Annotated in this window: 27 protein-coding genes; 15 read left to right on the forward strand and 12 right to left on the reverse strand. The window is 66.8% G+C overall.

Translation table 11 applies throughout. The annotated features are described in order from the left end of the window. Positions 1 to 24: 24 nt before the first annotated feature. From sufC to J4O73_RS22260, 8 genes are all read left to right on the forward strand, one after another. Complete coding sequence (sufC, locus tag J4O73_RS22225; RefSeq protein ID WP_426220944.1) at positions 25 to 777, forward strand: Fe-S cluster assembly ATPase SufC; 753 nt, start codon at positions 25 to 27, stop codon at positions 775 to 777. Beyond that, positions 777 to 2,099, forward strand: a complete 1,323-nt coding sequence (locus J4O73_RS22230; protein WP_426220946.1) for a SufB/SufD family protein — start codon at positions 777 to 779, stop codon at positions 2,097 to 2,099. Before sufC ends, J4O73_RS22230 begins: the two co-directional genes overlap by 1 nt. 182 nt (positions 2,100 to 2,281) lie before the next feature. After that, on the forward strand, positions 2,282 to 3,526 hold the full coding sequence (locus J4O73_RS22235; protein ID WP_426220948.1) for a cysteine desulfurase: 1,245 nt from the start codon (positions 2,282 to 2,284) through the stop codon (positions 3,524 to 3,526). 49 nt (positions 3,527 to 3,575) lie between these two features. Then, positions 3,576 to 3,959, forward strand: coding sequence for an SUF system Fe-S cluster assembly protein (locus J4O73_RS22240; protein ID WP_426220950.1), 384 nt, complete (start codon positions 3,576 to 3,578; stop codon positions 3,957 to 3,959). A gap of 81 nt (positions 3,960 to 4,040) precedes the next feature. After that, positions 4,041 to 4,340: a hypothetical protein gene (locus J4O73_RS22245; protein ID WP_426220951.1), complete on the forward strand. Its 300-nt coding sequence runs from the start codon at positions 4,041 to 4,043 to the stop codon at positions 4,338 to 4,340. A gap of 614 nt (positions 4,341 to 4,954) precedes the next feature. Then, positions 4,955 to 5,206: a hypothetical protein gene (locus J4O73_RS22250; RefSeq protein ID WP_426220953.1), complete on the forward strand. Its 252-nt coding sequence runs from the start codon at positions 4,955 to 4,957 to the stop codon at positions 5,204 to 5,206. A 96-nt stretch (positions 5,207 to 5,302) separates the two neighbouring features. Then, a complete protein-coding gene (locus J4O73_RS22255) occupies positions 5,303 to 6,229 on the forward strand; it encodes an ABC transporter ATP-binding protein (protein ID WP_426220955.1) in 927 nt (308 codons plus the stop codon). An 11-nt stretch (positions 6,230 to 6,240) separates the two neighbouring features. Then, positions 6,241 to 7,002: an ABC transporter permease gene (locus tag J4O73_RS22260; RefSeq protein ID WP_378975680.1), complete on the forward strand. Its 762-nt coding sequence runs from the start codon at positions 6,241 to 6,243 to the stop codon at positions 7,000 to 7,002. Positions 7,003 to 7,006: 4 nt separating this feature from the next. Here the strand turns inward: J4O73_RS22260 and J4O73_RS22265 are convergent, their stop codons facing one another. Beyond that, positions 7,007 to 7,771 (reverse strand): alpha/beta fold hydrolase, encoded by a 765-nt coding sequence (locus J4O73_RS22265; protein WP_426220957.1) that lies wholly within the window; start codon positions 7,769 to 7,771, stop codon positions 7,007 to 7,009. Positions 7,772 to 7,874: 103 nt separating this feature from the next. On the opposite strand from J4O73_RS22265, the gene J4O73_RS22270 reads away from it, so the two are divergent. Further along, positions 7,875 to 8,702: an FkbM family methyltransferase gene (locus J4O73_RS22270; protein ID WP_426220959.1), complete on the forward strand. Its 828-nt coding sequence runs from the start codon at positions 7,875 to 7,877 to the stop codon at positions 8,700 to 8,702. Between the two features lie 6 nt (positions 8,703 to 8,708). Here the strand turns inward: J4O73_RS22270 and sfsA are convergent, their stop codons facing one another. Further along, positions 8,709 to 9,419, reverse strand: coding sequence for a DNA/RNA nuclease SfsA (gene sfsA / locus J4O73_RS22275; protein ID WP_426220961.1), 711 nt, complete (start codon positions 9,417 to 9,419; stop codon positions 8,709 to 8,711). Between the two features lie 91 nt (positions 9,420 to 9,510). Between sfsA and J4O73_RS22280 the strand changes: the two genes are divergently transcribed. After that, on the forward strand, positions 9,511 to 10,251 hold the full coding sequence (locus J4O73_RS22280; RefSeq protein ID WP_426220962.1) for a competence/damage-inducible protein A: 741 nt from the start codon (positions 9,511 to 9,513) through the stop codon (positions 10,249 to 10,251). A 36-nt stretch (positions 10,252 to 10,287) separates the two neighbouring features. Continuing rightward, positions 10,288 to 11,151 (forward strand): formate/nitrite transporter family protein, encoded by an 864-nt coding sequence (locus J4O73_RS22285; protein WP_426220964.1) that lies wholly within the window; start codon positions 10,288 to 10,290, stop codon positions 11,149 to 11,151. A gap of 142 nt (positions 11,152 to 11,293) precedes the next feature. Here the strand turns inward: J4O73_RS22285 and J4O73_RS22290 are convergent, their stop codons facing one another. The 7 genes from J4O73_RS22290 to J4O73_RS22320 all read right to left on the reverse strand — a co-directional run bounded on the left by J4O73_RS22290 (position 11,294) and on the right by J4O73_RS22320 (position 15,475). Further along, a complete protein-coding gene (locus J4O73_RS22290) occupies positions 11,294 to 11,779 on the reverse strand; it encodes an ATP F0F1 synthase subunit B (RefSeq protein WP_426220996.1) in 486 nt (161 codons plus the stop codon). A 15-nt stretch (positions 11,780 to 11,794) separates the two neighbouring features. After that, positions 11,795 to 12,373, reverse strand: a complete 579-nt coding sequence (locus tag J4O73_RS22295) for a F0F1 ATP synthase subunit B' (RefSeq protein WP_426220966.1) — start codon at positions 12,371 to 12,373, stop codon at positions 11,795 to 11,797. A gap of 143 nt (positions 12,374 to 12,516) precedes the next feature. Further along, on the reverse strand, positions 12,517 to 12,744 hold the full coding sequence (locus J4O73_RS22300; protein ID WP_007566773.1) for a F0F1 ATP synthase subunit C: 228 nt from the start codon (positions 12,742 to 12,744) through the stop codon (positions 12,517 to 12,519). A gap of 65 nt (positions 12,745 to 12,809) precedes the next feature. Next, positions 12,810 to 13,565, reverse strand: a complete 756-nt coding sequence (locus J4O73_RS22305) for a F0F1 ATP synthase subunit A (protein WP_378974156.1) — start codon at positions 13,563 to 13,565, stop codon at positions 12,810 to 12,812. Positions 13,566 to 13,632: 67 nt separating this feature from the next. Continuing rightward, positions 13,633 to 14,019 carry an AtpZ/AtpI family protein gene (locus tag J4O73_RS22310; RefSeq protein WP_426220970.1) on the reverse strand — a complete coding sequence of 129 codons (387 nt, stop codon included), beginning with the start codon at positions 14,017 to 14,019 and terminating at the stop codon, positions 13,633 to 13,635. 193 nt (positions 14,020 to 14,212) lie between these two features. After that, positions 14,213 to 14,854 carry a DsbA family protein gene (locus J4O73_RS22315; RefSeq protein WP_426220971.1) on the reverse strand — a complete coding sequence of 214 codons (642 nt, stop codon included), beginning with the start codon at positions 14,852 to 14,854 and terminating at the stop codon, positions 14,213 to 14,215. Positions 14,855 to 14,944: 90 nt separating this feature from the next. After that, positions 14,945 to 15,475, reverse strand: a complete 531-nt coding sequence (locus tag J4O73_RS22320) for a DUF721 domain-containing protein (protein WP_426220973.1) — start codon at positions 15,473 to 15,475, stop codon at positions 14,945 to 14,947. Positions 15,476 to 15,554: 79 nt separating this feature from the next. Between J4O73_RS22320 and mutY the strand changes: the two genes are divergently transcribed. Next, complete coding sequence (gene mutY / locus J4O73_RS22325; protein WP_426220974.1) at positions 15,555 to 16,787, forward strand: A/G-specific adenine glycosylase; 1,233 nt, start codon at positions 15,555 to 15,557, stop codon at positions 16,785 to 16,787. Between the two features lies 1 nt (position 16,788). Here mutY and J4O73_RS22330 read toward each other — a convergent pair whose 3' ends face one another. Beyond that, on the reverse strand, positions 16,789 to 17,994 hold the full coding sequence (locus J4O73_RS22330) for a site-specific DNA-methyltransferase (RefSeq protein ID WP_426220976.1): 1,206 nt from the start codon (positions 17,992 to 17,994) through the stop codon (positions 16,789 to 16,791). A gap of 416 nt (positions 17,995 to 18,410) precedes the next feature. Between J4O73_RS22330 and J4O73_RS22335 the strand changes: the two genes are divergently transcribed. Then, positions 18,411 to 18,761 carry a septal ring lytic transglycosylase RlpA family protein gene (locus J4O73_RS22335; RefSeq protein ID WP_426220978.1) on the forward strand — a complete coding sequence of 117 codons (351 nt, stop codon included), beginning with the start codon at positions 18,411 to 18,413 and terminating at the stop codon, positions 18,759 to 18,761. A gap of 48 nt (positions 18,762 to 18,809) precedes the next feature. Here J4O73_RS22335 and J4O73_RS22340 read toward each other — a convergent pair whose 3' ends face one another. Both J4O73_RS22340 and J4O73_RS22345 read right to left on the reverse strand, forming a co-directional pair. Beyond that, positions 18,810 to 20,051, reverse strand: coding sequence for a peptide ABC transporter permease (locus J4O73_RS22340; protein WP_426220980.1), 1,242 nt, complete (start codon positions 20,049 to 20,051; stop codon positions 18,810 to 18,812). Between the two features lie 127 nt (positions 20,052 to 20,178). Then, complete coding sequence (locus J4O73_RS22345) at positions 20,179 to 20,703, reverse strand: DUF2937 family protein (protein ID WP_426220997.1); 525 nt, start codon at positions 20,701 to 20,703, stop codon at positions 20,179 to 20,181. A gap of 132 nt (positions 20,704 to 20,835) precedes the next feature. On the opposite strand from J4O73_RS22345, the gene J4O73_RS22350 reads away from it, so the two are divergent. Both J4O73_RS22350 and metF read left to right on the forward strand, forming a co-directional pair. Beyond that, positions 20,836 to 21,873, forward strand: a complete 1,038-nt coding sequence (locus J4O73_RS22350) for an ArsR/SmtB family transcription factor (RefSeq protein WP_426220981.1) — start codon at positions 20,836 to 20,838, stop codon at positions 21,871 to 21,873. A gap of 102 nt (positions 21,874 to 21,975) precedes the next feature. Then, positions 21,976 to 22,917: a methylenetetrahydrofolate reductase [NAD(P)H] gene (gene metF, locus J4O73_RS22355; RefSeq protein ID WP_426220983.1), complete on the forward strand. Its 942-nt coding sequence runs from the start codon at positions 21,976 to 21,978 to the stop codon at positions 22,915 to 22,917. Positions 22,918 to 23,008 lie beyond the last annotated feature (91 nt).

A 23,008-nucleotide genomic window follows, 5' to 3' on the forward strand; every position in this document is an offset into this window, starting at 1 on the left:
GATAGTCAACAGGACGACCGAACTATGCTCGAAATCAAGAACCTCGTGGTGCAGATCGAGGACAACCGCATCCTCAACGGCCTGAACCTGACCGTGAAGGACGGCGAGGTCGCCGCGATCATGGGACCGAACGGCTCCGGCAAGTCGACGCTCAGCTACGTCATCGCTGGCAAGGAGGACTATGAGGTCCTCGAGGGTGAGATCCTGCTCGACGGCCAGAACCTCCTGGAGATGGCCCCTGACGAGCGCGCCGCCGCAGGGGTGTTCCTGGCGTTCCAATATCCGCTGGAGATCCCCGGCGTCGGCACCATGACCTTCCTGAAGGCGTGCCTGAACGCCCAGCGCAAGGCGCGCGGCGAGGATGAGCTGTCCACTCCGGACTTCATCCGCGCGGTGAACGGCGCCGCCGACAAGCTGGAGATCAACAAGGAGATGCTCAAGCGCGCCCTCAACGTCGGGTTCTCCGGCGGTGAGAAGAAGCGCATGGAGATTCTTCAGATGGCGCTGCTCCAGCCGAAGTTCTGCGTGCTCGACGAGACGGATTCCGGCCTCGACATCGATGCCCTGCGCATCGTCTCCGAGGGCGTGAACGCGCTGCGCGCCGAAGGCCGCTCCTTCCTCGTCATCACTCACTACCAGCGGCTCCTGAACCACATCGTCCCGGACGTGGTGCACGTCATGTCCAAGGGTCAGATCGTGAAGACGGGCGGCAAGGACTTGGCCCTCGAACTCGAGGCGTCCGGCTACGCCGAGTACCGCACCGGGGAGGCCGCGTAATGGCCGAGGTCAAGAACCTCCGCACGGGCGCCGAGACCGGCCTGTCGGCTCTGTTCGAGGCCGGGCGCAAGAGCTTCGCCACCGAAGAGGCCATCGGCCGCGAAGAGGCGTTCAAGTTCTTCGAGGCGACCGGCCTGCCGAGCCGCCGGGTCGAGGCGTTCAAGTACACCGACCTGCGCGCCGCGATCACCGAGGCCGCTCCGCCCGCCGAGGCGCCCTCCGCTGAGGCCGCCCGCAAGGCGGTCGCCGCCGCCACGGGCTTCGCGTCGATCGAGGCGGCTCGCCTGACCTTCGTGAACGGCCACCTGATCCGCGCCCTCTCCGACCTTTCCGGCCTGCCGGAGGGCGTGACCGTGACGCCGATCAACGACGCCATGGGCAAGAGCGATGTGCGCCTCAAGCGCCTCGCTCCCGTGGAGCAGGCCCGCGAGAACCCGATCTATCAGCTCAACACCGCCTTCCTTGCGGATGGCGCGCTGATCACGGTCGCGGAAGGCGCCAAGATCGACCGGCCGCTGCACCTTCGCTTTGTCGGCGCCGGGAGCGAGGCGTTCTCGACCGCCACCCGCGTGCTGGTCGATCTCGGGGACGAGTCGGAACTGACCATCCTCGAAAGCCACGAGGGGCCGAGCGGCGTCACCTACCAGCCGAACGACGCCCTCGACGTGCGGATCGGCAAGAAGGCCGCCTTCCGTCACAGCCGCATCAACAAGGAGGGCGACGCCGCCGTCGCGCTCTCGACGATCAGCGTACGGCTCGATGACGAGGCAGAACTGGAAACCGTCGCCGTAGTGACGGGTGCCGTGCTGTCGCGCCATCAGATCTTCCTGAACATCGCGGGCGAGGCCACCAACGTCGTCGTCAATGGTGCTGCCATGCTGCGGGACGGGCAGCTCGCTGATTCGACCCTGCTTGCCGACCATGCGGCGGTGGGCGGCGTCGGCCGCGAGATGTTCAAGACGGTCATCGATGGCGATGCCACCGGTGTGTTCCAGGGCAAGATCATCGTCCGCCAGATTGCGCAGCAGACCGACGGCAAGATGAAGTCCGACTGCCTCCTCCTCACTGACGAGGGGCAGATGATGAACAAGCCGGAGCTCGAGATCTTCGCCGACGACGTGGCCTGCGGCCACGGTGCCACCTGCGGCGCGCCGGACGAGGATCTGCTGTTCTACCTGATGGCCCGCGGCCTGCCGCGCCCCCTGGCGCAAAGCCTGCTCGTCCAGGCCTTCCTCGGCGAGGCCATCGAGTCGGTCACGCATGAAGGCGCCCGCGCGGCGCTGATCGGCGAGACCGAGGCGTGGCTCGCGGCGCGGGGCTGAGCCCCGCTCAAGGGCGCTCTAACCCTGAGCCTCATCCTGAGGTGCGGCGTCAGCCGCCTCGAAGGAGGGGTCCAGGGATCGCAATGCCAGCTGGAGGCCTCCTTCGAGGCCTCCGCTTCGCTCCGGCACCTCAGGATGAGGTTCGCGTCAGGGAGCGATGTCGTCTTCGGAAGGTCGCGACCATGAACGCACCCGTCCTCACCTCGACCTACGACGTCGCCGAGATCCGGAAGGAATTCCCGATCCTGGCCGAGCAGGTCTACGGCAAGCCGCTAGTCTATCTCGACAACGCCGCCTCCACACAGAAACCCCGCGCCGTCATCGACGCGATGGTGAACTGCATGCAGACCGGCTACGCGAATGTGCATCGTGGTCTGCACTACATGGCGAACGCGGCGACCGAAGGGTTCGAAGGTGCCCGCGAGACGACGCGTCAGTTCTTGAACGCGGCCTCGACGGACGAAATCATCTTCACCCGCAATGCCACCGAGGCCTACAATCTCGTGGCCAGCTCGATGGGCTGGGGCGGGATGATCGGCGAGGGTGACGAGATCATCCTCTCGATCATGGAGCACCATTCCAACATCGTGCCCTGGCACTTCCTGCGCGAGCGTCGCGGGGCGGTGATCAAGTGGGCGCCGGTGGACGACGAGGGTAACTTCCTCGTCGAGGAATTCGAAAAGCTGTTTTCGCCGCGCACCAAGATGGTGGCGATCACCCACATGTCGAATGTGCTCGGCACGGTGACGCCCGCCGCCGAGATCGTGCGCATCGCCCATGCCCACGGGGTTCCGGTCCTTCTCGACGGAGCGCAGAGCGCCGTGCACCAGCCGGTCGACGTGCGCGCGCTCGACTGCGATTTCTTCGTCTTCACCGGGCACAAGGTCTACGGGCCGACCGGCATCGGCGTGCTCTATGGCAAGAAGGAATGGCTTGAGCGCCTGCCCCCCTACCAGGGCGGTGGCGAGATGATCCGCACGGTGGCCGAGGATGCGGTCACCTACAACGACCCGCCGCACCGGTTCGAGGCGGGCACCCCCGCGATCATCGAGGCTGTCGGCCTCGGCGCAGCGCTGGAATTCATGATGACGCTCGGCCGCGACAAGATCGCGGCCCACGAAGCCTCGCTCACCGCCTATGCCCACGAGCGCCTGGGCGCGATGAATGCCATCCGCATCATCGGCAACGCCAAAGGCAAGGGCGGCGTGGTCAGCTTCGAGATGAAGGGCGCCCACGCCCACGACATCGCCACCGTGATCGACCGGCAAGGCGTCGCGGTGCGGGCGGGCACCCATTGCGCCATGCCCCTGTTGACGCGTTTCGGCGTGACCTCGACATGCCGCGCCTCGTTCGGGCTTTACAACACGACGTCCGAGATCGATGCGCTTGCCGAGGCGCTTGCGAAAGCGGAAATGCTGTTCGCCTGATGGAAGATAACCGGCCGCGCCTTGAACGCGGCGAGGGAAGGGTAAACCGATGAGCACCGACGCCACCATCACCGGCGGCAACAACACGCCCGCCGTCGAAGGGACTTCGGCGATCCCACAGGCGGAGATGGACCGCCTGACCGACGCCATCGTCGTCGCCCTCAAGTCCGTCTATGACCCGGAGATCCCGGCCGACATCTACGAACTCGGCTTGATCTACCGGGTCGATATCGACGACGATCGCAAGGTCGCCATCGACATGACCCTGACCGCACCGGGTTGCCCGGTGGCGGGAGAGATGCCGGGCTGGGTCGAGAACGCCGTCTCGGCCGTGCCGGGCGTGCAATCCTGCACGGTGACGATGGTGTTCGACCCGCCGTGGGATCAAAGCCGCATGTCGGATGAGGCGCGCGTCGCCCTCGACATGTGGTGAGCCGAGGGGGCCATTAAGCCTCCGCTAACCATGAGCGGAGAGAATTCCGGCTCGGCTGGTATCAGCTCGCGGGTCGGTCAGATGGCACTCGGTTACGTTCTCGCTCTGGTGCTGGAAGCCGCCGGATTGGCCGGGCTCGTCCTCGGCCTCATTCGTTTGCGCACCGAGCGCCGGGCGAGGGCGGCGGAACTGCGCGGGCTGCTTCTCACCGGCAACGCGGTCGCGACGTCTTCGGCCCGCCCCGCATCGGCGAACCGTATTCCCCGTCAGGTGTTCGTCGATTGCGCCCCTCGTGCCGCATCGCAGATCAACGTGGATGCCCGCACGGCGCTCGACCGCGCCCTGGAATCCCTGCGTCGTGTCGAGGGCAGGGCGGCCTGACCGGCTTAGCGGAGAATGATGTCGAGCCCGCTGCCGAAAAGCACCACGGTGCTGAGGGTGAAGAGGAATTTCAGGTCTTCGAGGCGGGCGCTCATCGGTCTCTCCGGTTCGTCTATGACCGAAGATGTCCTCGATTAACGGATCGTTCGCGAGTCCTTTCATTCTCGGTAACGATTCGATCGACCGTTTCCCTTTGTAAACCTTGACGTAGGGTAAACACTCACTCCGCTGAGGCGACCTGCGTTAACTTTACGTAAGCTGGTGCCGTCGCGCACGTTTGTGATTTGCCGGCGTGGCTCGATCTTGGCAGTGGCGCGTTTGTGCTGCGTCTGTCGCCGAAACGGCGCGAATGTCTTTGGAACGGTCCCTCAACCGATGGTCGGACCCTCAGAACTTCGTCGTCAGCCGGTCCACATACATGTCGATTGATCTACATTAGTTTCGCTCTATGAGACCCGCTCATCAATATATGCCTTGGAAATGGACCTTTATAGAGGTCTATCGCGCTATAGAAATTTGCTTATCATCCGACGTGAAAGTCGTCGCATCCAGCAGTGCGGAAGATTCGATGGGTGAGAGCTTCGACCGCGTTGCGCAGGTGGGTGGCTGGCGCCATGACTGACGCGGCCGTCTTCCCCATCAAGGCGGATCGCGCCGCGAACGAGCGTGCCCGCCTGCTTCGTCAGATCGCAGACGTCCTCGACCTGCCGATCACTGCCTTCACGCATCCGCCCGCCACTGATGGGGCCGAGGAAGCGACGAGCGACGAATGCATGGCCGTCATCAGGGCCTTTTCCCGCATCCGAGACCCCAAGATGCGCGAGTTTTGCTTGAAGATGCTGGAATCCTTCGCCGAACGGGGATGATGGCGGCGCATCGGACGTGTGCCCGCACACTCCTGGGACCGTGAGCAGCCGCGCGGGCATGCTATAGGCCGGCACCCCGGATGCAGCCGCTTCGCGATGCCGATCATTTCCATCACGGACTTGTCGAAGACCTATGCGTCGGGGTTCAGCGCCCTGAAGCGCGTCAACCTCGCCATCGAGCGGGGTGAGATCTTCGCCCTCCTCGGGCCGAACGGCGCGGGCAAATCGACCCTCATCAACATCGTCTGTGGCATCGTCACGCCGAGTTCCGGCAAGGTGAGCGTCGACGGGCATGACATCGCGCGCGATTACCGGGCCGCTCGCCGGGCCATCGGCCTTGTGCCGCAGGAACTGACCACCGACGCGTTCGAAACCGTGTGGAACACGGTGAACTTCTCGCGGGGTCTCTTCGGGTTGAAGCCCGACCATGCCCATGTCGAGCGGGTACTGCGCTCCCTGTCCCTGTGGGACAAGCGAGACAACAGGCTCATGACCCTCTCGGGTGGCATGAAGCGGCGTGTGCTGATCGCCAAGGCGCTGTCGCACGAGCCGCGCGTCCTGTTCCTCGATGAGCCGACGGCGGGCGTCGATGTCGAACTGCGCCAGGACATGTGGCGCCTCGTGCGCCAGATGCGTGACCAGGGCGTCACGGTCATCCTCACCACCCACTACATCGAGGAAGCCGAGGAGATGGCCGACCGGATCGGTGTGATCCGGGGTGGGGAGATCATCCTGGTTGAGGAGAAGGCGGCGCTGATGCACCAACTCGGGCGCAAGCGTCTGATCCTTCAGCTCCAGGCGCCCCTCGACCAAGTTCCGCCCAGCCTCGCGCATTTCGGGCTGGCCCTCGCGGGGCAGGGGAAGGAACTGGTCTACACCTACGACACCAAGGCCGAACGCACCGGCATCACCGGGCTCCTTACCGCGCTATCCGAGGCGGGGATCCGGTTCAGCGACCTGCGCACCGAGCAGAATTCACTGGAAGACATCTTCGTAGGTCTGGTGCGCGGGGAGGCGGCGTGATGATGGGCGGCATGAACTGGCCCGCGATCCGGGCGATCTACCGCTTCGAGATGAGCCGCTTCTGGCGTACCGCCGGTCAGAGCATCCTCGCCCCGGTCATTTCCACGACGCTGTACTTCGTGGTCTTCGGCGCCGCCATCGGCTCACGGGTCTCGGCCGTGGACGACGTGCCCTACGGGCTGTTCATCGTGCCGGGGCTGATCATGCTCTCGCTCCTCACGCAGAGCATCGCCAACGCCTCGTTCGGCATCTATTTTCCCCGCTTCGCCGGGACGATCTACGAGATCCTGTCGGCGCCCATCTCCCCCGTCGAAGTGGTGCTCGGCTATGTCGGCGCGGCGGCGTCGAAATCGATCCTGATCGGCCTGATCATCCTGGCGACCTCGTCGCTGTTCGTGCCGCTGCGGATCGACCATCCGTTCTGGATGATCGGCTTCCTGCTTCTCACGGCCACGACCTTCAGCCTGTTCGGCTTCGTCATCGGCCTCTGGGCGGACGGGTTCGAGAAGTTGCAACTCGTGCCGCTTCTGGTCGTGACGCCGCTCACCTTCCTCGGTGGCAGCTTCTACTCGGTGAGCATGCTGCCGCCGTTCTGGCACGCGGTGAGCCTCGCCAATCCGGTCGTCTACCTGATCAGCGGCTTCCGCTGGGCCTTTTTCGGCACGGCGGATGTAAGCATCGGCGTCAGCCTCGCGATGACGGGGCTGTTCCTCGTCATCTGCCTCGGGCTGGTGACCTACATCTTCCGTACGGGCTACCGGCTGAAGAGCTGAGGTCTCACGGCTGAGCCGCCAGGAAGGCGAGCACGCCTTCCCGGTGCGGCTTGGCGCCGACGGCTGTCGAGTGGTCCTTGCCTTCGAGTTCGAGCGCACGCGCATCGGGCATGAGGGCGGCAAGCGCCGGGCCGGACCCCGCCACGGTGTCGAGGGTGCCGACCGAGACCAGAACCGGCATCTCGATCTGCGCCAGTTCGCTGCGGCTCAGCGTCTGGCGTGAGCCGCGCATGCAGGCGGCCAGCGCCCGCAGATCGCTGCGGGTCTGTTCGGCGAAGATGCGGAATGCGGCCGCGGTCGGGTTCGGCGCCGGGGTTCCCGCCGGCGCCTCCAGGGCTTCCGCGATACCGGAGGGCAGGCCGCGCCCCTCGATCAGGTGCATCCCCAGTCCACCGATCAGTGCCGAGCGGACGCGGGAGGCGTAATCCAGCGCGATATGGGCGGTGATCCGCGCGCCCATCGAATAGCCCATGACATGGGCATGTTCGATGCCGAGATGGTCGAGGAGCCGCACAGCGTCGCCCGCCATGGCCTCGGAGGAATACGCCTCAGGATCGTAGAGCTTCTCGCTCTCGCCATGGCCGCGATTGTCCAGGGCGATGGTGCGGTAGCCCGCCTGAGTAAGGGCACGGACCCATTGGGTGTTGACCCAATTGACCGCGTGGTTCGAGGCAAAGCCGTGGATGAGGAGGATCGCATCGCCGCGTCCGCCGATGGCCGGGACGTCGATATAGGCGATGCGCACGCCATCGGAATCGAAACTGTCCATCCTCGAACCCATTCTCCAAACCGCCGCCCGGCTTACCGGCGAGAGGCCAGTCCTACAACGCGTGCTTGCGACAGAGCGCCCCTGCTGGCATCACCCGGCGGCTATGAGTGAATCTCGACCCTACGGGACCTACGCGCCGTCCGGCCTTGTCGCCGCCATCACCCGGCGAACCAGCGGCATCGGCACGGAGAATTGGTATGGGCGCCGCATCGCCTTGATGCTGCGCCGCATCGCCATCTCTCTGCTCGGCGGCAAGCCGCTCGACGTGACGCGCTACGGCGCGAAAATGCGGCTGCACCCCTACAACAACAACTGCGAGAAGAAGGTGCTGTTCACGCCGCAATTCTTCGATCCGCAGGAGCGCGCTTTGCTGAAGGCACGTCTGCCGCAGGATTGCGTGTTCCTCGACATCGGCGCGAATATCGGCGCTTACGCCCTGTTCGTGGCCGCCTTCGCCGGGCCGAATTCGCGCATCGTCGCGGTGGAGCCACAGAAGGACGTGTTCGAGCGCCTGAGCTACAACATCGCCCAGAACCCGTTCCACACGGTCAAGGCCGTGGCTTGCGCCGTCGCCGACAAGACCGGCGAGCTGACCTTGTTCATCGATCCTCGCAACCGGGGTGAATCGAGCCTGCGGATCGTCGGCACCAACGAAGGCGCGCAAGTGACCGTGCCGGCAGTCACCCTTCTCGACCTCCTGCGCAGCGAGGGCCTGACCCATGTCGATGCGATCAAGCTCGATGTCGAGGGCGCGGAGGACCTGATCCTCGAACCCTTCCTGCGCGAAGCACCCGAGACCCTGTTGCCGCGCATTCTCCTCGTGGAAAACGGCACCGGCCAATGGCAGCTCGATCTGCCGAAGCTCCTCGGCGAGCATGGCTATCGTGAAATCGGCCGTTCGCGCCTCAACCTGATGTTCGAGCGCGCCTGAGTCTCGTCAGCCCGGCGTGACGATGGGGATCTCCGCGACGATCGCCACGCCCTCCGGCCCGACATCGCAGCGATAGGCTCGCGTTTCGACGCCTGCCGCCCGCGCATCGCGGAAGGCGCGGTCGAAGACCGGGTCGATGTCGCGAGCGACGTCGAAGGCCTCCGCTTTCATCTGCACCACGATCACCACCAGCGCCCGGCCACCGCCCTCGACCACCGCAGCGAGGTCGCGCATGTGCCGCGCGCTGCGAGCGGCCTTGCAATCGGGGAACTCCGCGAGACCGGCGCGGCGCAGGAGGTGACAGTTCTTCACCTCGACATGGCAGGGCCCAGCGGGGCCGCTCGCCAGGAAATCGACGCGGCTCGCCTGCGCGTAGCGCACCTCGGGCCTTAGGGAGTCATAGCCCACGAGCGGCGCGATGAGCCCGCCGCGAAACGCCTCGGCCACCAGGGCGTTCGGGCGCATCGTGTTGATGCCGACCCATTGCGGGCCTTCGGGCAGATCCGCCTCCACCGCTTCCCAGGTGAGCGGGAGCTTTCGCGTCTTGCTGGCCGAGCGGGTGAGCAGCACCCGGCTCCCCGGCGCATCGAGCCCCATCATTGCACCGGGGTTCGGGCAATGGACGGTCTCGACGCCCTCCGCCGTCTCGATATCGGCCAGGAACCGTTTGTAGCGGCGGAGCAGCCGCCCCTCGGTGAGGGCCGAAGGCCAAAGCATGGAATCGCCCGGGGAAGTGGTGGGGAAACGAACGTGGCGGCGGGACCGTAGCGCGCTATCTGCCCTTTAATCCCAAGAGACGACAGGTCCTATGAGCGCCACGCCCGACATGGTCACCGCTTCCATCCTCGTCATCGGCGACGAAATCCTATCGGGACGCACCAAGGACAAGAACATCGGCACCATCGCCGATTACCTCACCGCCGCCGGAATCGACCTGCGCGAGGTGCGCATCGTGCCCGACGAGGAAGACCGCATCGTCGAGGCGGTGAACGCCCTGCGGGATCGCTACACCTACCTCTTCACCACGGGCGGCATCGGCCCGACCCATGACGACATCACGGCCGATTGTGTCGCCAAGGCCTTCGGCGTCGGCATCGACATCGACGGGCGCGCCCGTGCCATGCTGCTGGAGCGGCATAAGCCGGAGGACCTGAACGAGGCACGCCTGCGCATGGCGCGCATTCCCTTCGGGGCCGACCTGATCGCGAACCCGATCTCGAAGGCGCCGGGCTTCCGCATCGGCAACGTCATCGTCATGGCGGGCGTGCCGGCGATCATGCAGGCCATGCTCGACGCTGTGGGGCCGACCCTGAAGGGCGGCGCGGCGATGCAATCCGTAACCGTCGAGGCCAAGGGCATTCCCGAGGGCAATTACGCGGGCGACCTGGGCGAGATCGCCAAGCGGCACACGGATGTTTCCATCGGGTCCTATCCGATGATGACGCCGGAGGGATTTCGCAACCGTATCGTCGTCCGCAGTCGGGACGCGTCCGCCCTCGCGGCGGCGCAGGAGGAGGTCGAAGCCCTGGTGGCACGTCTCTCCGCCTGACGCCCCCCCTTCAGACGGCGCCATGGAGCGGACCGGATGCCACCGAACGATAAGCCGAACGCGAAGGCGCGGCGCCATGAGATCCTCAAAACCGTCTCGGAGATCGCGAGACCCGACGCCTACGTGCTGCACGAGGCGATCCGCCTCGGTGGCGACGAGGAGTTGCGCCGCCATGGCGGAGCGCTGTTCCTCTCGGCCTTCGCCGCGGGCTTGAGCATCGCCCTGTCCCTCATCGTGCCCGGCGTGCTGAAGACGCACCTGCCCGAGGGGGATTGGACGAAGATCATTACCTCGATGGGCTATTCTGTGGGCTTCCTCGTCGTGGTGCTGGGGCGGCAACAGCTCTTCACCGAGAACACGATCACGCCGGTCCTGCCCTTGCTGCACGACCGGTCGGTGAAGACCCTGTGGCGGGTGCTGCGGCTCTGGACCATCGTCCTCGTCGGCAACCTGCTCGGCACGCTGGCCATCGCGACACTCATCGCCCATTCGGGGGCGTTCGATCCCTCGATGCAGAAATCCTTCGCGGAAATCAGCCATGAAGCGATCGCCCATGATTTCGGCGCGACCTTCGTAAAGGCTGTCTTCGCCGGCTGGATGATCGCCCTGATGGTGTGGTTCCTGCCCGCCACCGGCAGCGCGGCACCCTTCATCATCATGCTGATGACGTGGCTCGTCTCGCTGTGCAGCCTCGCCCACGTGGTCGCGGGCTCGGTCGATTCGTTCTATCTTGTGGTGACGGGTGCAGCGACGCTGGCCGATTACGGGTGGCGCTTCCTCTTGCCGACGCTGCTGGGCAATCTGTTCGGCGGCACCGCCCTCGTCGCGGTGCTGAATTACGGGCAAGTCGCCCCTGAGGTCGAAGAGACCCGCGAGGTCGAGGGCGAGCGGCCGGATTGAGCGGCCGACCGGCACAGTCAGAGTCCCCCGTTCCGCGCCTAACGACGATGAGGTTGCCGGTCCGGCCACAGCATCGTTCAAACGAAAAAGCCGCCGGATGGTGATCCGGCGGCTTTTTCGTTTGGGCTAGTCTCTGAGGCGATCAGGCCCGCAGGCGGGTCCGGATCTCACCGAGGCTGGACCGGATCAGGCCCTGGGCGGCGTCGCCCTGCAGGCGCTCCTTCAGGATCGTCTCCGAGACACGGACAGCCGCCTCAGCCGCCGCAGCGCGGACCTGAGCTTCGGCCTGAGCCTCAGCCTGGGCGATCTTCGTGTCGGCCGCCTGGGTGCGGCGGGCAAGGAAGTCGTTTAGCTTGCGCTGGCCCTCGTCGGCCGCGCGCTGCGCCTCCTCGCGGGCGCTGGCGACGATCGCCTGCGCTTCCTTCTCGGCCTCGACCTGGCGACGCTTGTAGTCGGCCAGCACGGCGGCGGCTTCCTCACGCAGGCGCTTGGCCTCGTCGAGTTCGTGGCGGATGCGGTTGGCGCGACCGTCCAGCCCCTTGGTCATCATGCTGAAGGCACCAGCCTTCCACGCGATGGCCATGAAGATGACGAAGGCGACGGCAACCCAGAATTCGGCTTCGAGCAGCATGGCGATCCTCCGTCAGTGAGCCGTGGCGTCGAGCGCCCGGTTGAGGCTCGCCTGGTCGGGGGCCTGTCCGGTCAGCCGCTCGACGATCGCGGAGGCGGTCTCGCCGGCAATCGTGCGGACATTGCCCATTGCCGCATCGGTGCGGCTGCGGATGGTGGTTTCGGCGGCGGCGAGCTTGGTGTTCAGCTCGGCCTCCAGGGCCTTGCGCTTGGCGTCCGCCTCGGCGTTCAGCTCGTTGCGCGTGGCCTGCGCGATGTCGCGCGCCTTGTTCTGCGCTTCGCGCAGGGACGTCTCGTAGGCGACCCCGGCCGCATCGGCCTGGGACTTCATCGCCTGCGCCTGATCGAGATCGGAGCGGAGCCGCTCGGCGCGATTGTGGAGGATACCCCGGATGCGGGGCAGGGCCACCTTGTCCATGAGGTAGTAGAGCAGACCGAAGGCCAGCGCGAGCCAGACGATCTGGGCCAGGAAGCCGGAGGTCTCGAAGGGCGGGAAGGCGCTGGAATGCGCTTCCGTGTGCTCGGTATGCCCCGGCGCGATCTTGGTATCGGCGCCCGGAGGCGGCGTCGTGAGAGGGTTCGGCTGCGCCATCAAACCGGTCCGAGAAAACACCGTCGGGGGGCGCCAGGGGCGCCGGACGAGGAGGAGGGCGCCCGAGTGCCATCCTCCCGTTGGAAGGCGGCGCTCAAGAAGCGCCGCCGGAACCGGGGCCGCGAGGCCCCGGCCGAAGCCGATTAGACGGCGAAGAGCAGCAGCAGGGCGATCAGCAGCGAGAAGATGCCGAGCGCCTCGGTGAGGGCGAAGCCCAGGAGCAGCGTGGCGCGCTGGCCATCGGCCGCGGACGGGTTGCGAAGGGCGCCGGCAAGGAACTGACCGAACAGGTTGCCGAGGCCGATGCCCGCACCCGCCATGCCGAGGCAAGCGAGGCCGGCGCCGATGTACTTCGCAGCGACGGGATCCATGGTAACTCCTGAGGTCTTTCTCGAGAAACGTGCGCGAGGTTCGCGGCGGGGAAGCCGGCCGGTCGTCAGTGGCCGGGGTGAAGGGCGTCGTTCAGGTAGATCGCCGTGAGCGTCGCGAAGACGTAGGCCTGAAGGGCCGCCACGAGGAATTCGAGGGCGGTCAGGGCGATCGTCAGGAACAGCGGGAGGGGCGATAGCACGCTCCAGGCCCCGGCGAGAAGAAGCTGGACCACGAAGAAAGCGAAGATCTTCATGGCGATGTGGCCGGCGAGCATGTTCGCGAACAGACGAACCGAAAGGCTGATCGGACGCGAGATGAACGAGATGACCTCGATCGGAACGAGGATGGCCAGCAGCGGCTTCGGCACGCCCGACGGCACGAAGAGGCCGAAGAAATGGGCGCCGTGCTTGTACACGCCGTAGCCTACCACCACGCTGATCACCAGGGCGGCGAGGCCGAAGGTGATGATGAGGTGGCTGGTGACGGCGAATGCATAGGGGATCATGCCGAACAGGTTCAGGATCAGCACGAACATGAAGAGCGAGAACACCAGCGGCATGAACTTGCGGCCGCCTTCGCCCGTCGCCTGATACAACGTATCGTCGATGAACTCGTAGAAGACTTCCGCCAGCGACTGGATGCGCCCCGGAACGACGGAGCGCGACGCCGTCGCGACGATGGTGATCAGAGCGATCACGCCCACCGCGGCGAACATGTACAGAGCGGACTGGGTGAACGCGAGCTGCTGATGGCCGATATGGCCGAGCGGCACCAGGGTCTTCAGCTCGAACTGATGAATCGGGTCGATCGTGACCGCCATGCCCGCTCCCGCCCTTCTCTTCTCTACTCTCCGGCGCCGGTTCCAGCGCCCGCCCGTCAGGGCAATATCAGTGGTCCGCCTCGTCACGCCGACCTGGGCGTATGCCCGGGCGCGATCCGGCGAACCCGGAGGCTCGCATCACGTTGTAGAAGCCCGCCACGCATCCCAGCAGCAGGAGCACCACCAATCCCCAGGGTTTCGTCCCGAAGACATGGTCGACGATCCAGCCGAGAATGCCCCCCGCGATCACACCGGCGACGAACTCCGTAGAGAGCGTCATCGCCTGAGCGAGCGGGGTGCGGTCAGTATCCCGAGGACGCGCAGATGTGTCGGGAGAGGCCGAAGGCCGCTTCCGTTCGATCTGCGCTTCGAGACGCCTGAGCCTCGCGGAGAGGTCGCCCTCCGGCGGCTTGCCTGCATCCCCCGGTCCGTCCTTCGTGTTGTCGCCGTTCACGGCTCAAACCCTCGGGAAATCGGGCCACGGAATCTGCTGGAAGCCCCCTTCAAGCGCGGCGCACCATAGTTTCGCCTACCTTGGGTGTCAAGGCGACCGTTCATCGTCTCAACTCGTTGATTTCATTACGGTTTCTGGCTTTTTAGCAAGCTTTTCCCGCCGCCCGATTTCACGGCCGCGTGTGGTCGAGTGCTCAGGCGTCGATGATCGGCTTGATCACCTTCTCCATGGCATCGACCGTCTGCTCGCCGGTGTAGCGCGTCCCGTTGATGAAGAAGGTCGGCGTCGAGTCGACCTTGAACACGTCCATGCCCCGCTGCTTCACGGAGTTCACGGCGCCGTAGACCTTCTCGTTCTTGAGGCAGGCCTCGAACTTCTCCTTCGTGTAGCCCGCCTGCTTGAGCATCTGCTCAAGGGCATCGACAGGCTTCTGGGTGAAGGCCCAGTTCGGCTGCTGGTCGAAGAGGAGATCGGTGATCGGGTAATACATCTTGTCGCCCTCACACCGGGCCAGCATGAACGCGGCGGTCGCGAGAGGATCGAGGGGGAACTCGCGCAAAGTGAAGCGGACCTTGCCGGTGTCGATGTAGCGCTTGCGCAGTTCCGGCCACGTTTCCTTGTGGAAGCGGGCGCAGTGCGAGCAGGTCATCGAGGCGTACTCGATGATCGTGCACTTCGCATCGGCCGGGCCGAGCCAGACGTCGCCGAGGGGACCCGCCTGCATCAGAGCGGCGGTATCGACCGTGTCGGCGAAGGCCGGACGGGCGAAGGAGGGCAGGGCGAGGCCGGCGGTAACGAGACCGGTCAGCTTCAGGACGTCGCGTCGGGTGGTCATGGGGGGAGGCCTCCGCCGGCTGGCGTGGTTCGTTCGGCCTTCCGGGTATCTGCGCGGCGCGGGGCTGGCAAGGCGGTGCGACGGCTTGATCTACCGCCGCGACTTCGTGAGGCTACCGCCCATCGGGCGGGGGGAGGGCGCCCCGGCGGTGGCGACGGCCGCGACGCCCAGCCGGTCCAGTGCCGCGCGCAAGCCCTCGTTCTCGATATCCGCCACGGCCTTGGCGACTTCGCCGCGCCGTGCGGGGTCGATGCCGCGCGGCGTTCCGGCCGCGCCGCGCACCCCGACGCGATCCTGCTTCAGGACGATCTTGCCGACGCAGGCCCAGCCGTAATGGGCGTTGATGCGCTGAACCACCACGGGGGCAAGATGCTGCAACTCGATGGCGAAGACGCCCTCGACGCGCACGATCAGCGTGCCGGGCTCCGGACCGCTCCCATCCTCCGCGCCCCGACGGCGACGCGGCCACTCGAGCTTGGCGGGGCGGCAATAGCGGGCCAAACGCTCTCCGACGATCTCCGGCCAGGCCGCGAGGATGTCGGTCGAGGCGAAGCCCTGTGCGGCGAAGGCGGGGCCGATGCAGGAGTCGATGAGTTCGGCGAGGGGCTTCGGTCGTGCCATGATGTCCGTTCCGGGCCCTCGATATCAGGCCGTCGAAATCCCGCTCCCGTCGCCGCGAAAAAACGGTTAAGGCCACCGCATGGTAACGCCCGCGGCGTCATACTCAAGGCAGGACGCCCGGCCGGACGCCGCCGACCTTCTGGTCTGGTACGACCGCCATCGCCGTGTGCTGCCCTGGCGCGCCCTGCCCGGCGAGGTGCCCGATCCCTACCGGGTCTGGCTGTCCGAAATCATGCTGCAGCAGACCACCGTCACGGCGGTGAAGCCGTATTTCGCCCGCTTCCTCGAACGCTTCCCCGATGTCGCCGCCCTCGCTGCGGCGCCTGAAGAGGCGGTGATGAGCGCCTGGGCGGGGCTCGGTTATTACTCGCGCGCGCGAAATCTCCACGCCTGCGCCCGTTCGGTCGCGGCGGCGGGCGGGTTTCCCGACACGGTGGAGGGACTTCGCAAGCTCCCCGGAATCGGCGCCTACACGGCGGGCGCCATCGCGGCCATCGCCTTCGATCGCCCGGCGGCGGCGGTGGATGGTAATGTCGAGCGGGTGGTCTCGCGGCTCTTCGCCGTGGACCAGCCCCTGCCTGCCGCACGGCCGGCCCTCCGGGTGCTGGCCGAATCGCTGGTGCCGCAGAAGCGGCCGGGCGATTTCGCGCAGGCCGTGATGGATCTCGGCGCGACGCTCTGCACGCCGAGGCGACCGGCCTGCGCCCTCTGCCCCTGGATGGCGCCCTGCCAAGCGCGGAAGGAGGGCACGCAGGAAACCTATCCCCGCAAGCTGAAGAAGGAATCGGGAGCGCTTCGACGGGGTGCCGCCTTCGTGGTGGAGCGGGCGGGCGACGGCGCGGTCCTGCTGCGCACGCGGCCTCCCACGGGTCTCCTCGGTGCGATGGCCGAGCCGCCGACGAGCGAATGGCGGGCGGATTACGATCCGGCTCAGGCGCTGCTCGACGCGCCCCTGGACGCCCGCTGGAAGCGCCTGCCCGGCATCGTCCGCCACGTCTTCACGCATTTTCCCCTGGAGCTGACGGTGTTCCAGGCACGCGTTGCGGCCGACACCTCGCCGCCGGAGGGCATGCGCTTCACCCCGCCCGCCGGATTGGCCGACGAACCCCTCCCGGGCGCCATGAAGAAGGTGCTCGCCCACGCCCTGGACCGGAAGCTGGCGCCATTGCCCGAGCCGGCCGAGGCGCCGGAGCCCGATCTCGCGACACCTCAGCCGGAACCGAAAGTCCGCCGGGCGCCGCTGCCGAAGGTGCTCTCGCGCAGGCCCATCGCGGCGGCACCGCCGCGCAAGGGTAGCCCGAAGGCGCGCTAGGTCAGGCGCCGCCCATGCCCGCGCGGATTTCGTTGCGGTAGCTGTCGATGCAGGTTTTCCGACCGTTGCGCTCGGTGTGCCAGAAGGTCCAGCCGTTGCAGGCCGGGAGGCCCTGGACGAGGGCACCGATCTTGTGGATCGAGCCGATCACCAGCCCATTGTCGAGCTGGCCGTCCGGCCGCACCGTCGCGCGGAAGCGCCCGCGCTCGTCGGTCAGCGTCTCGCCCGCGCGGACATGCCCTGCCTCGATGACCGAGAGGAACGGCACGCGCGGCTCGGCACGCTTGGTCGGCGCCACGAGGAGCGAGGCCTGCGACAGAGTCTCGATGCCCCCGATGCGTTCCCGCGCGGCGGCGGCGTAACCGGGGTCGCGCTCGATGCCGATGAAGCGGCGGCCGAGTCGCTTGGCAACGGCACCGGTCGTGCCGGTGCCGAAGAACGGGTCGAGCACCACGTCGCCGGGATTGGTCGCCGCGAGCAAGGTCCGGGCGAGCAACGCTTCCGGCTTCTGGGTCGGGTGGACCTTCCGGCCCTCTTCGTCCTTCAGCCGCTCATCCCCGGTGCAGAGCGGGATGAACCAGTCCGAGCGCATCTGGAGGTCTTCGTTGCCGCCCTTCAGCGCGTCATAATGAAAGGTGTAACCCTTCGATTCGGCCGAGCGGGAGGCCCAAATAAGGGTCTCGTGCGCATTGGTGAAGCGCTTGCCGCGGAAGTTCGGCATCGGATTGGCTTTGCGCCACACGATATCGTTCAGGATCCAGTAACCGAGATCCTGAAGTGCGCTGCCGACGCGGAAGATGTTGTGGTAAGACCCGATGACCCAGAGGGTCGCATTCGGCTTCATCACCCGCCGCGCGGCGGCGAGCCATTCGCGGGTGAAGGCGTCGTAGGCGGGGAAGCTCGCGAACTTGTCCCAGTCGTCGTCGACGGCATCGACGCGACTCTGGTCGGGGCGCAGCAGCCCGGCATCACCCAGCTGGAGATTGTAGGGCGGGTCTGCGAACACGCAGTCGACGCTGGACGCGGGCAATGCGTTCATGGCCGCGATGCAATCGCCGACCAGCACCGTGTCGAGTGGCAGGCTTGAGGGCCTGAGTGGCGACGGCTGGGCAGGAAGCCCCATCCGTGGAGACGACGCGGGCCGCCCGGTACGCGAGACCTGTTTCCGGGCGAAGGCGTCGGCTGCCACGGTACGCTGGGAAGCCATGAGACACACCGTTTACGCGACTGACCCGGAGACCATGCGTCGAGTAGGGTAAAAGCCGCGTTCAGCATGTCGGGAAAAAACCGTCCCGTTCTGGAACCAGCGGTCCGATGGCGCCGGTCAGCGTCACCTTCAGCGGGACGCAGCCCTTCCCCAAGCGCAGATCTAGGATAATCGTCGCATCAATCCGCGAATTCGCACGGTTACAACAAATTCATCGATTTACTTCGCAAGCATTCGCTCGAAGTATTCGTTATTTGATCTGCAAATAAACCGCACGGGCTGCGCATGTAATCGGCAGGTTCAGTGCCAATGCGGCGAAAATACGGCCGCGAAATCTCAAAATTTCACGCCACATTGCCGCCCGTTTCCGAAACGACTGGCGCCGTCCCGCTAACAACAAGGGAATGCGCGGACAAATGAAGGTTGGTTTCGGTAAGATCGCTGTCGTCCTCGGTTTGGTGGCCAGCGTCACTGGCGCAGTCGCCCCGGCCGCCGCACAGAGCGGCACCGCGTCCTGGTACGGCAGCGGACATCGCACGGCGAATGGCGAGCGCTTCAACCCCAACGGGCTCACCGCAGCCCACCGGACGCTGCCCTTCGGCACCCGCGTTCAGGTTCAGAACCCTCGGACCGGCCGTTCGATCGTCGTCCGGATCAACGATCGTGGCCCGTTCATCCGCGGGCGGATCATCGACCTTTCCCGTGGTTCGGCGCGGGCGCTCGGCATGGGCGGGACCAGCTGGGTCTCCCTGCGCGTCGTTCACTGAGATCGAACTGCGACACGACCGGCGGCGCCCGCGAAGCGGGGCCGCCTTTCATTCCGCGACGGCGGCGCCGTCGCGGATCCGCCGCAGCCGCGACACCTTCGGGCGGCTGGTGCGGAATTGTCCGCGCTCGACGGCGATGAAGACCATCACCGAGATGGCGAGTGTCGCGAGCCACCATACGGTCGTCAGCCCCACGCCGAGGCAAGCCACGGCGAAGGCGCTGGCGAAGCAGGCCATCGCGCCGGGCACCAGGGCGGGGACATCCCGTCCCGCCCGGCGGATCGAGGCGTAGAGGGCGTAGGCGGCGGCCAAGGCGCCGACGATGCCGAGCTCGTACCAGAATTCGAACAGGGCCGTGGTCGGCGCATTGGCCGGCACGAGCCCGACGACGCGTCCGCGCAGGGCTGTCTCCAAGCCGTGGCCGGTCACGAGGCGTACGGGCTCGGTGGTCACCACCTTCTGCCAACTCTTCAGCGACAGGGCAGCCGGGCTGAGCGGGCCGAAGGCCGCGGAGGCGATCGGCCGAGCCAGGAAGGGCAGGATCGGCGCCGCCGCGAGCAGCCCCGCCGCCACCAAGGCGGTCGCAGCGACACCAGCCTTGGGCCGAAGGCTGGCGAGGGCATAGGCCAGGGCTCCGACGGCGAGGGCGGCGATCTGCGTCGCATCCGGTTGGACGGTCAGGGCCACGGCCACGAGCAGGGCGATGACCAAGGCCTCCCGGTCGCGGCGTCGCGAGCGCAGCCACGCCAGGGCTGGCCAGAGCAGGAGAATCAGGAGGATCAGGCCCCGGTCGAGGGCGCCATCATCCTCGATTCCCGGCGCCATCCGGGCGCTGAACAGGCCAAGACCGATGGCGACAATGGCGCCCGCCGTGACGCCCAACGGCAGCAGGTAGAGATTCGCCGAGCGCATCCGGTCGGGCAGGGCGAGGTAGGCGACCAGACCGAGGAGGATCGTCGCGACCAAATTGGCGAGCCGCTCCCCCGCCGGGCCGAGGAAGGGCGTCCAGACGAGGGACAGGGCCGACCACAGCACGACCAGGCTGCCCGCCAGGAAGGCAGGGGCTGTGAGCAAGCGCCGGAAGGCCGGATTCATCGGTCTCTGCCGCCGGTCGATGCTGCTGGCGATGATCAGGAGCACCACGGCGATGGGTGCCAGGATGACGGCGGCTCGCCGGGCGACCTGCGCCAGGACAGGCAGGATGACGAACAGGCCGAAGAAACCGACGCGCCGCAGGAGTGCCGCGGCGTCGAGGGCGGGGTCGATCGTCTGTGTCGGCGCGCGTGGCATGTTACGCCCCTTCCGGTGCGGAGCGAGCGGGATCACGGCTCGATAAGCAAGCAACGGGCACAGTGCTGTAGACCTTCGGCAACACCCCGGCACTGCTCTTTATAAGTCACTCACCGCAGCGGCCGTGTCAGGCCACCGTCGGAGTTGATTTCTGACGGCGGCGGGCGGTGCGGCGTCCGAGATCGGATAGAACGCGCCAGCCACCCCAGGCCGCGAAAAATCCGACGAGACCCGCCGTCAGCCCGTCCGCCGTGGTCGGCACGGCGGGCTGATAGTCCCGCATCGTCGCTTCTGCGATGTCGAGGTCGGGATTGCGGATCACGGCGACCGTCCGCCCGAGGGGACTCGCGGCCTCGGCCAGCGCCCGCTGCTGCTCGGAGAGGTGGGCAAGCCGGGCGATATCCGCCTGTGCCGCCTCGCCACGCCGGGCCACGAGCCCGTCCGGGTTGCTGCGCAAGCGCTCGACCGCGCCATCCCGGGTGGTGCCGTTGGCACGCGCATCGGATTCGAGGGTCGCGATCTGACGGCGCAGCTCGTCTACGGCTCCGCCGAGACGCTGCGCATATTGCTGCGCGAATTCGGGCGCCTGAGCCGCGATGGCGCCACCGAGAAGGCCGAGCGCCAAGCCGAGAGTGCGCAGGATGCCGAACAAATGCCGCCTCACCGGATCGAAACCGGCCGCCACAAGAGCACGCCCGCGCGGAAGCATCCAGCGTGACGGGCGAGAACGCCTCCGCCGATTTGCCCCTTGCGCCCCGATCGGCGCGGATATAAAGATATCTTTATGTCTAACGATCGCCACCAAGAGGCGGGGTCGGTCCCCTTTCCGCAAGCCCTGGCCGTCCTGCGCGCCGCGGCGGAAGAGACGCGCCTGCGCATCCTCGCCCTGCTGGCGGAAGGGGAGTTGTCCGTCTCGGACCTAACCGACATTCTCGGGCAGTCTCAGCCGCGCATTTCACGCCATCTGAAGCTTCTCGTCGAAGCGGGGCTCGTCGAGCGTCATCGCGAAGGCGCCTGGGCGTTCTTCCGCCTCGCGGAAAACCGGGCAGACCTTGTGGATCCGCTCGTCGCCGGTCTCGACCGGTCGGCGCCGCCTCTGTCGGAGGATCGGGCGCGGCTCGATGCCGTACGAGCACAGCGGGCCGAAGCCGCACAGAGCTTCTTCGCCCGGCTAGCGCCCAAATGGGACGAGTTGCGCTCGCTTCATGTGCCGGAGGCGATCGTCGAAGCGGCCGTTCTTGAGGCCTTGGGGCCGCGACCCATCGGCAGCCTGCTCGATCTCGGGACCGGAACCGGGCGGATGCTCGGCCTTCTCGCGCCGTTGGCAGCGAAAGCGGTCGGGCTCGATTCGAGCCACGCCATGCTGTCCGTGGCCCGCGCCAACTTCGAGCGCCTCGGTATCGCGCGGGTTGAGCTGCGGCAGGGCGATATCCACGCCCCACCGTTCGCACGGGCGAGCTTCGATCTCGTCATCGTGCATCAGGTGCTGCATTACCTCGATGATCCGGCGCGGGCGCTGAAGGCTGCTGCCCGTCTCGTCGCACCGGGGGGCCGCCTTCTGGTGGTCGACTTCGCCCCGCACGATCTGGAATTCCTGCGCACCGCCCAGGCGCACCGCCGACTCGGCTTCTCCACGGAGCAGATCGCCGGATGGCTTGCCGAGGCCGGGTTGCCGGACGTGACCGCCAGGAACCTGACGCCGACGGCCTCGGACCAACTGACGGTCACGCTCTGGCTGGGGTCGGAGGAAGGGCAGGGGGCCGATGCCCCCGCCGGGCCGGATTGGGCGGCTTCGCTGCCCGATGGCCGTGCGGTAGCCTGAAGCACCGTGAAGCAATGCCCGGCTGGTCGGCCGGGAGATGACGAAGAGAACGGGTCAGTCGTCCGAACCGTCGGATCTTGAGGACGAGGAGCAACGAACACCATGCGCCGGACTTCACGCGCCAGCCGCGACGGCTACCACCCCATCCGCGTCTCGATCGAGTTCTTCCCGCCGAAGAGCGAGGAGATGGAGAAGGTTCTCTGGAACTCGATCGAGCGCCTCGCGCCGCTCCAGCCGAAATTCGTCTCCGTGACCTACGGGGCAGGGGGCTCCACCCGCGAGCGCACGCACAACACCGTCGCGCGCATGGTGCGTGAGACCACTCTCAAGCCCGCCGCTCACCTGACCTGCGTCGATGCCACCCGCGAGGAGATCGACGCGGTGGTCCAGTCCTACTGGGATGCGGGCGTGCGCCACATCGTGGCCCTGCGCGGCGACCCGGCCGAGGGTGTCGGCCATGCCTTCCGGCCGCATCCGGGCGGCTACGCCTCGACCGCCGAACTGGTGGCAGGCATCAAGCGCATCGGTGACTTCAAGGTCTCCGTCTCGGCCTATCCCGAGAAGCACCCCGAGGCCGCGAGCCTCGAGGCGGATATCGACGCGCTCAAGGCCAAGGTCGATGCTGGCGCGGATCAGGCGATCACCCAGTTCTTCTTCGAGAACGAAGTCTACCTGCGCTACATGGACAAGGTGAGGGCGGCCGGGATCACCATCCCGATCCTGCCGGGCATCCTGCCGGTGCAGAACTTCAAGCAGGCGGCGAACTTCGCCCGCCGCACCGGTGCCTCGGTGCCGTACTGGCTCGCCGCCCGGTTCGAGGGCCTGGACGACGACGTCGAGACCCGCCGCCTCGTCGCCGCCGCCGTCGCGGCCGAGCAGGTGCTCGATCTCGTCGACGAGGGCGTCAACGACTTCCACTTCTACTCGATGAACCGCTCGGACCTCGTCTACGCGATCTGCCATCTCCTGGGCCTGCGCAACCAAGCCCCGAAGATCGCCGCCGCGAAGGTCGAGGCCAAGGCCGAGGAAGCGAAGGCGGCCTGACGGGGCTCACCGTCATCGCGAGCGCAGCGAAGCGACCCAGGGCAGCGCGACTTCCAAGAACGAGGCGCCACCCTGGATTGCTTCGCTCCGC

This window comes from Methylobacterium sp. NFXW15 (assembly GCF_049887755.1).
GTDB lineage: Bacteria > Pseudomonadota > Alphaproteobacteria > Rhizobiales > Beijerinckiaceae > Methylobacterium.

What these genes read in the sequence shown, in the direction of transcription:
- sufC (WP_426220944.1), top strand. Translation starts at nt 25, where the DNA reads ATGCTCGAAATCAAGAACCTCGTGGTGCAGATCGAGGACAACCGCATC.
- J4O73_RS22230 (WP_426220946.1), top strand. Translation starts at nt 777, where the DNA reads ATGGCCGAGGTCAAGAACCTCCGCACGGGCGCCGAGACCGGCCTGTCG.
- J4O73_RS22235 (WP_426220948.1), top strand. Translation starts at nt 2,282, where the DNA reads ATGAACGCACCCGTCCTCACCTCGACCTACGACGTCGCCGAGATCCGG.
- J4O73_RS22240 (WP_426220950.1), top strand. Translation starts at nt 3,576, where the DNA reads ATGAGCACCGACGCCACCATCACCGGCGGCAACAACACGCCCGCCGTC.
- J4O73_RS22245 (WP_426220951.1), top strand. Translation starts at nt 4,041, where the DNA reads ATGGCACTCGGTTACGTTCTCGCTCTGGTGCTGGAAGCCGCCGGATTG.
- J4O73_RS22250 (WP_426220953.1), top strand. Translation starts at nt 4,955, where the DNA reads ATGACTGACGCGGCCGTCTTCCCCATCAAGGCGGATCGCGCCGCGAAC.
- J4O73_RS22255 (WP_426220955.1), top strand. Translation starts at nt 5,303, where the DNA reads ATGCCGATCATTTCCATCACGGACTTGTCGAAGACCTATGCGTCGGGG.
- J4O73_RS22260 (WP_378975680.1), top strand. Translation starts at nt 6,241, where the DNA reads ATGAACTGGCCCGCGATCCGGGCGATCTACCGCTTCGAGATGAGCCGC.
- J4O73_RS22265 (WP_426220957.1), bottom strand. Translation starts at nt 7,771, where the DNA reads ATGGACAGTTTCGATTCCGATGGCGTGCGCATCGCCTATATCGACGTC.
- J4O73_RS22270 (WP_426220959.1), top strand. Translation starts at nt 7,875, where the DNA reads ATGAGTGAATCTCGACCCTACGGGACCTACGCGCCGTCCGGCCTTGTC.
- sfsA (WP_426220961.1), bottom strand. Translation starts at nt 9,419, where the DNA reads ATGCTTTGGCCTTCGGCCCTCACCGAGGGGCGGCTGCTCCGCCGCTAC.
- J4O73_RS22280 (WP_426220962.1), top strand. Translation starts at nt 9,511, where the DNA reads ATGAGCGCCACGCCCGACATGGTCACCGCTTCCATCCTCGTCATCGGC.
- J4O73_RS22285 (WP_426220964.1), top strand. Translation starts at nt 10,288, where the DNA reads ATGCCACCGAACGATAAGCCGAACGCGAAGGCGCGGCGCCATGAGATC.
- J4O73_RS22295 (WP_426220966.1), bottom strand. Translation starts at nt 12,373, where the DNA reads ATGGCGCAGCCGAACCCTCTCACGACGCCGCCTCCGGGCGCCGATACC.
- J4O73_RS22300 (WP_007566773.1), bottom strand. Translation starts at nt 12,744, where the DNA reads ATGGATCCCGTCGCTGCGAAGTACATCGGCGCCGGCCTCGCTTGCCTC.
- J4O73_RS22305 (WP_378974156.1), bottom strand. Translation starts at nt 13,565, where the DNA reads ATGGCGGTCACGATCGACCCGATTCATCAGTTCGAGCTGAAGACCCTG.
- J4O73_RS22315 (WP_426220971.1), bottom strand. Translation starts at nt 14,854, where the DNA reads ATGACCACCCGACGCGACGTCCTGAAGCTGACCGGTCTCGTTACCGCC.
- J4O73_RS22320 (WP_426220973.1), bottom strand. Translation starts at nt 15,475, where the DNA reads ATGGCACGACCGAAGCCCCTCGCCGAACTCATCGACTCCTGCATCGGC.
- mutY (WP_426220974.1), top strand. Translation starts at nt 15,555, where the DNA reads ATGGTAACGCCCGCGGCGTCATACTCAAGGCAGGACGCCCGGCCGGAC.
- J4O73_RS22330 (WP_426220976.1), bottom strand. Translation starts at nt 17,994, where the DNA reads ATGGCTTCCCAGCGTACCGTGGCAGCCGACGCCTTCGCCCGGAAACAG.
- J4O73_RS22335 (WP_426220978.1), top strand. Translation starts at nt 18,411, where the DNA reads ATGAAGGTTGGTTTCGGTAAGATCGCTGTCGTCCTCGGTTTGGTGGCC.
- J4O73_RS22340 (WP_426220980.1), bottom strand. Translation starts at nt 20,051, where the DNA reads ATGCCACGCGCGCCGACACAGACGATCGACCCCGCCCTCGACGCCGCG.
- J4O73_RS22350 (WP_426220981.1), top strand. Translation starts at nt 20,836, where the DNA reads ATGTCTAACGATCGCCACCAAGAGGCGGGGTCGGTCCCCTTTCCGCAA.
- metF (WP_426220983.1), top strand. Translation starts at nt 21,976, where the DNA reads ATGCGCCGGACTTCACGCGCCAGCCGCGACGGCTACCACCCCATCCGC.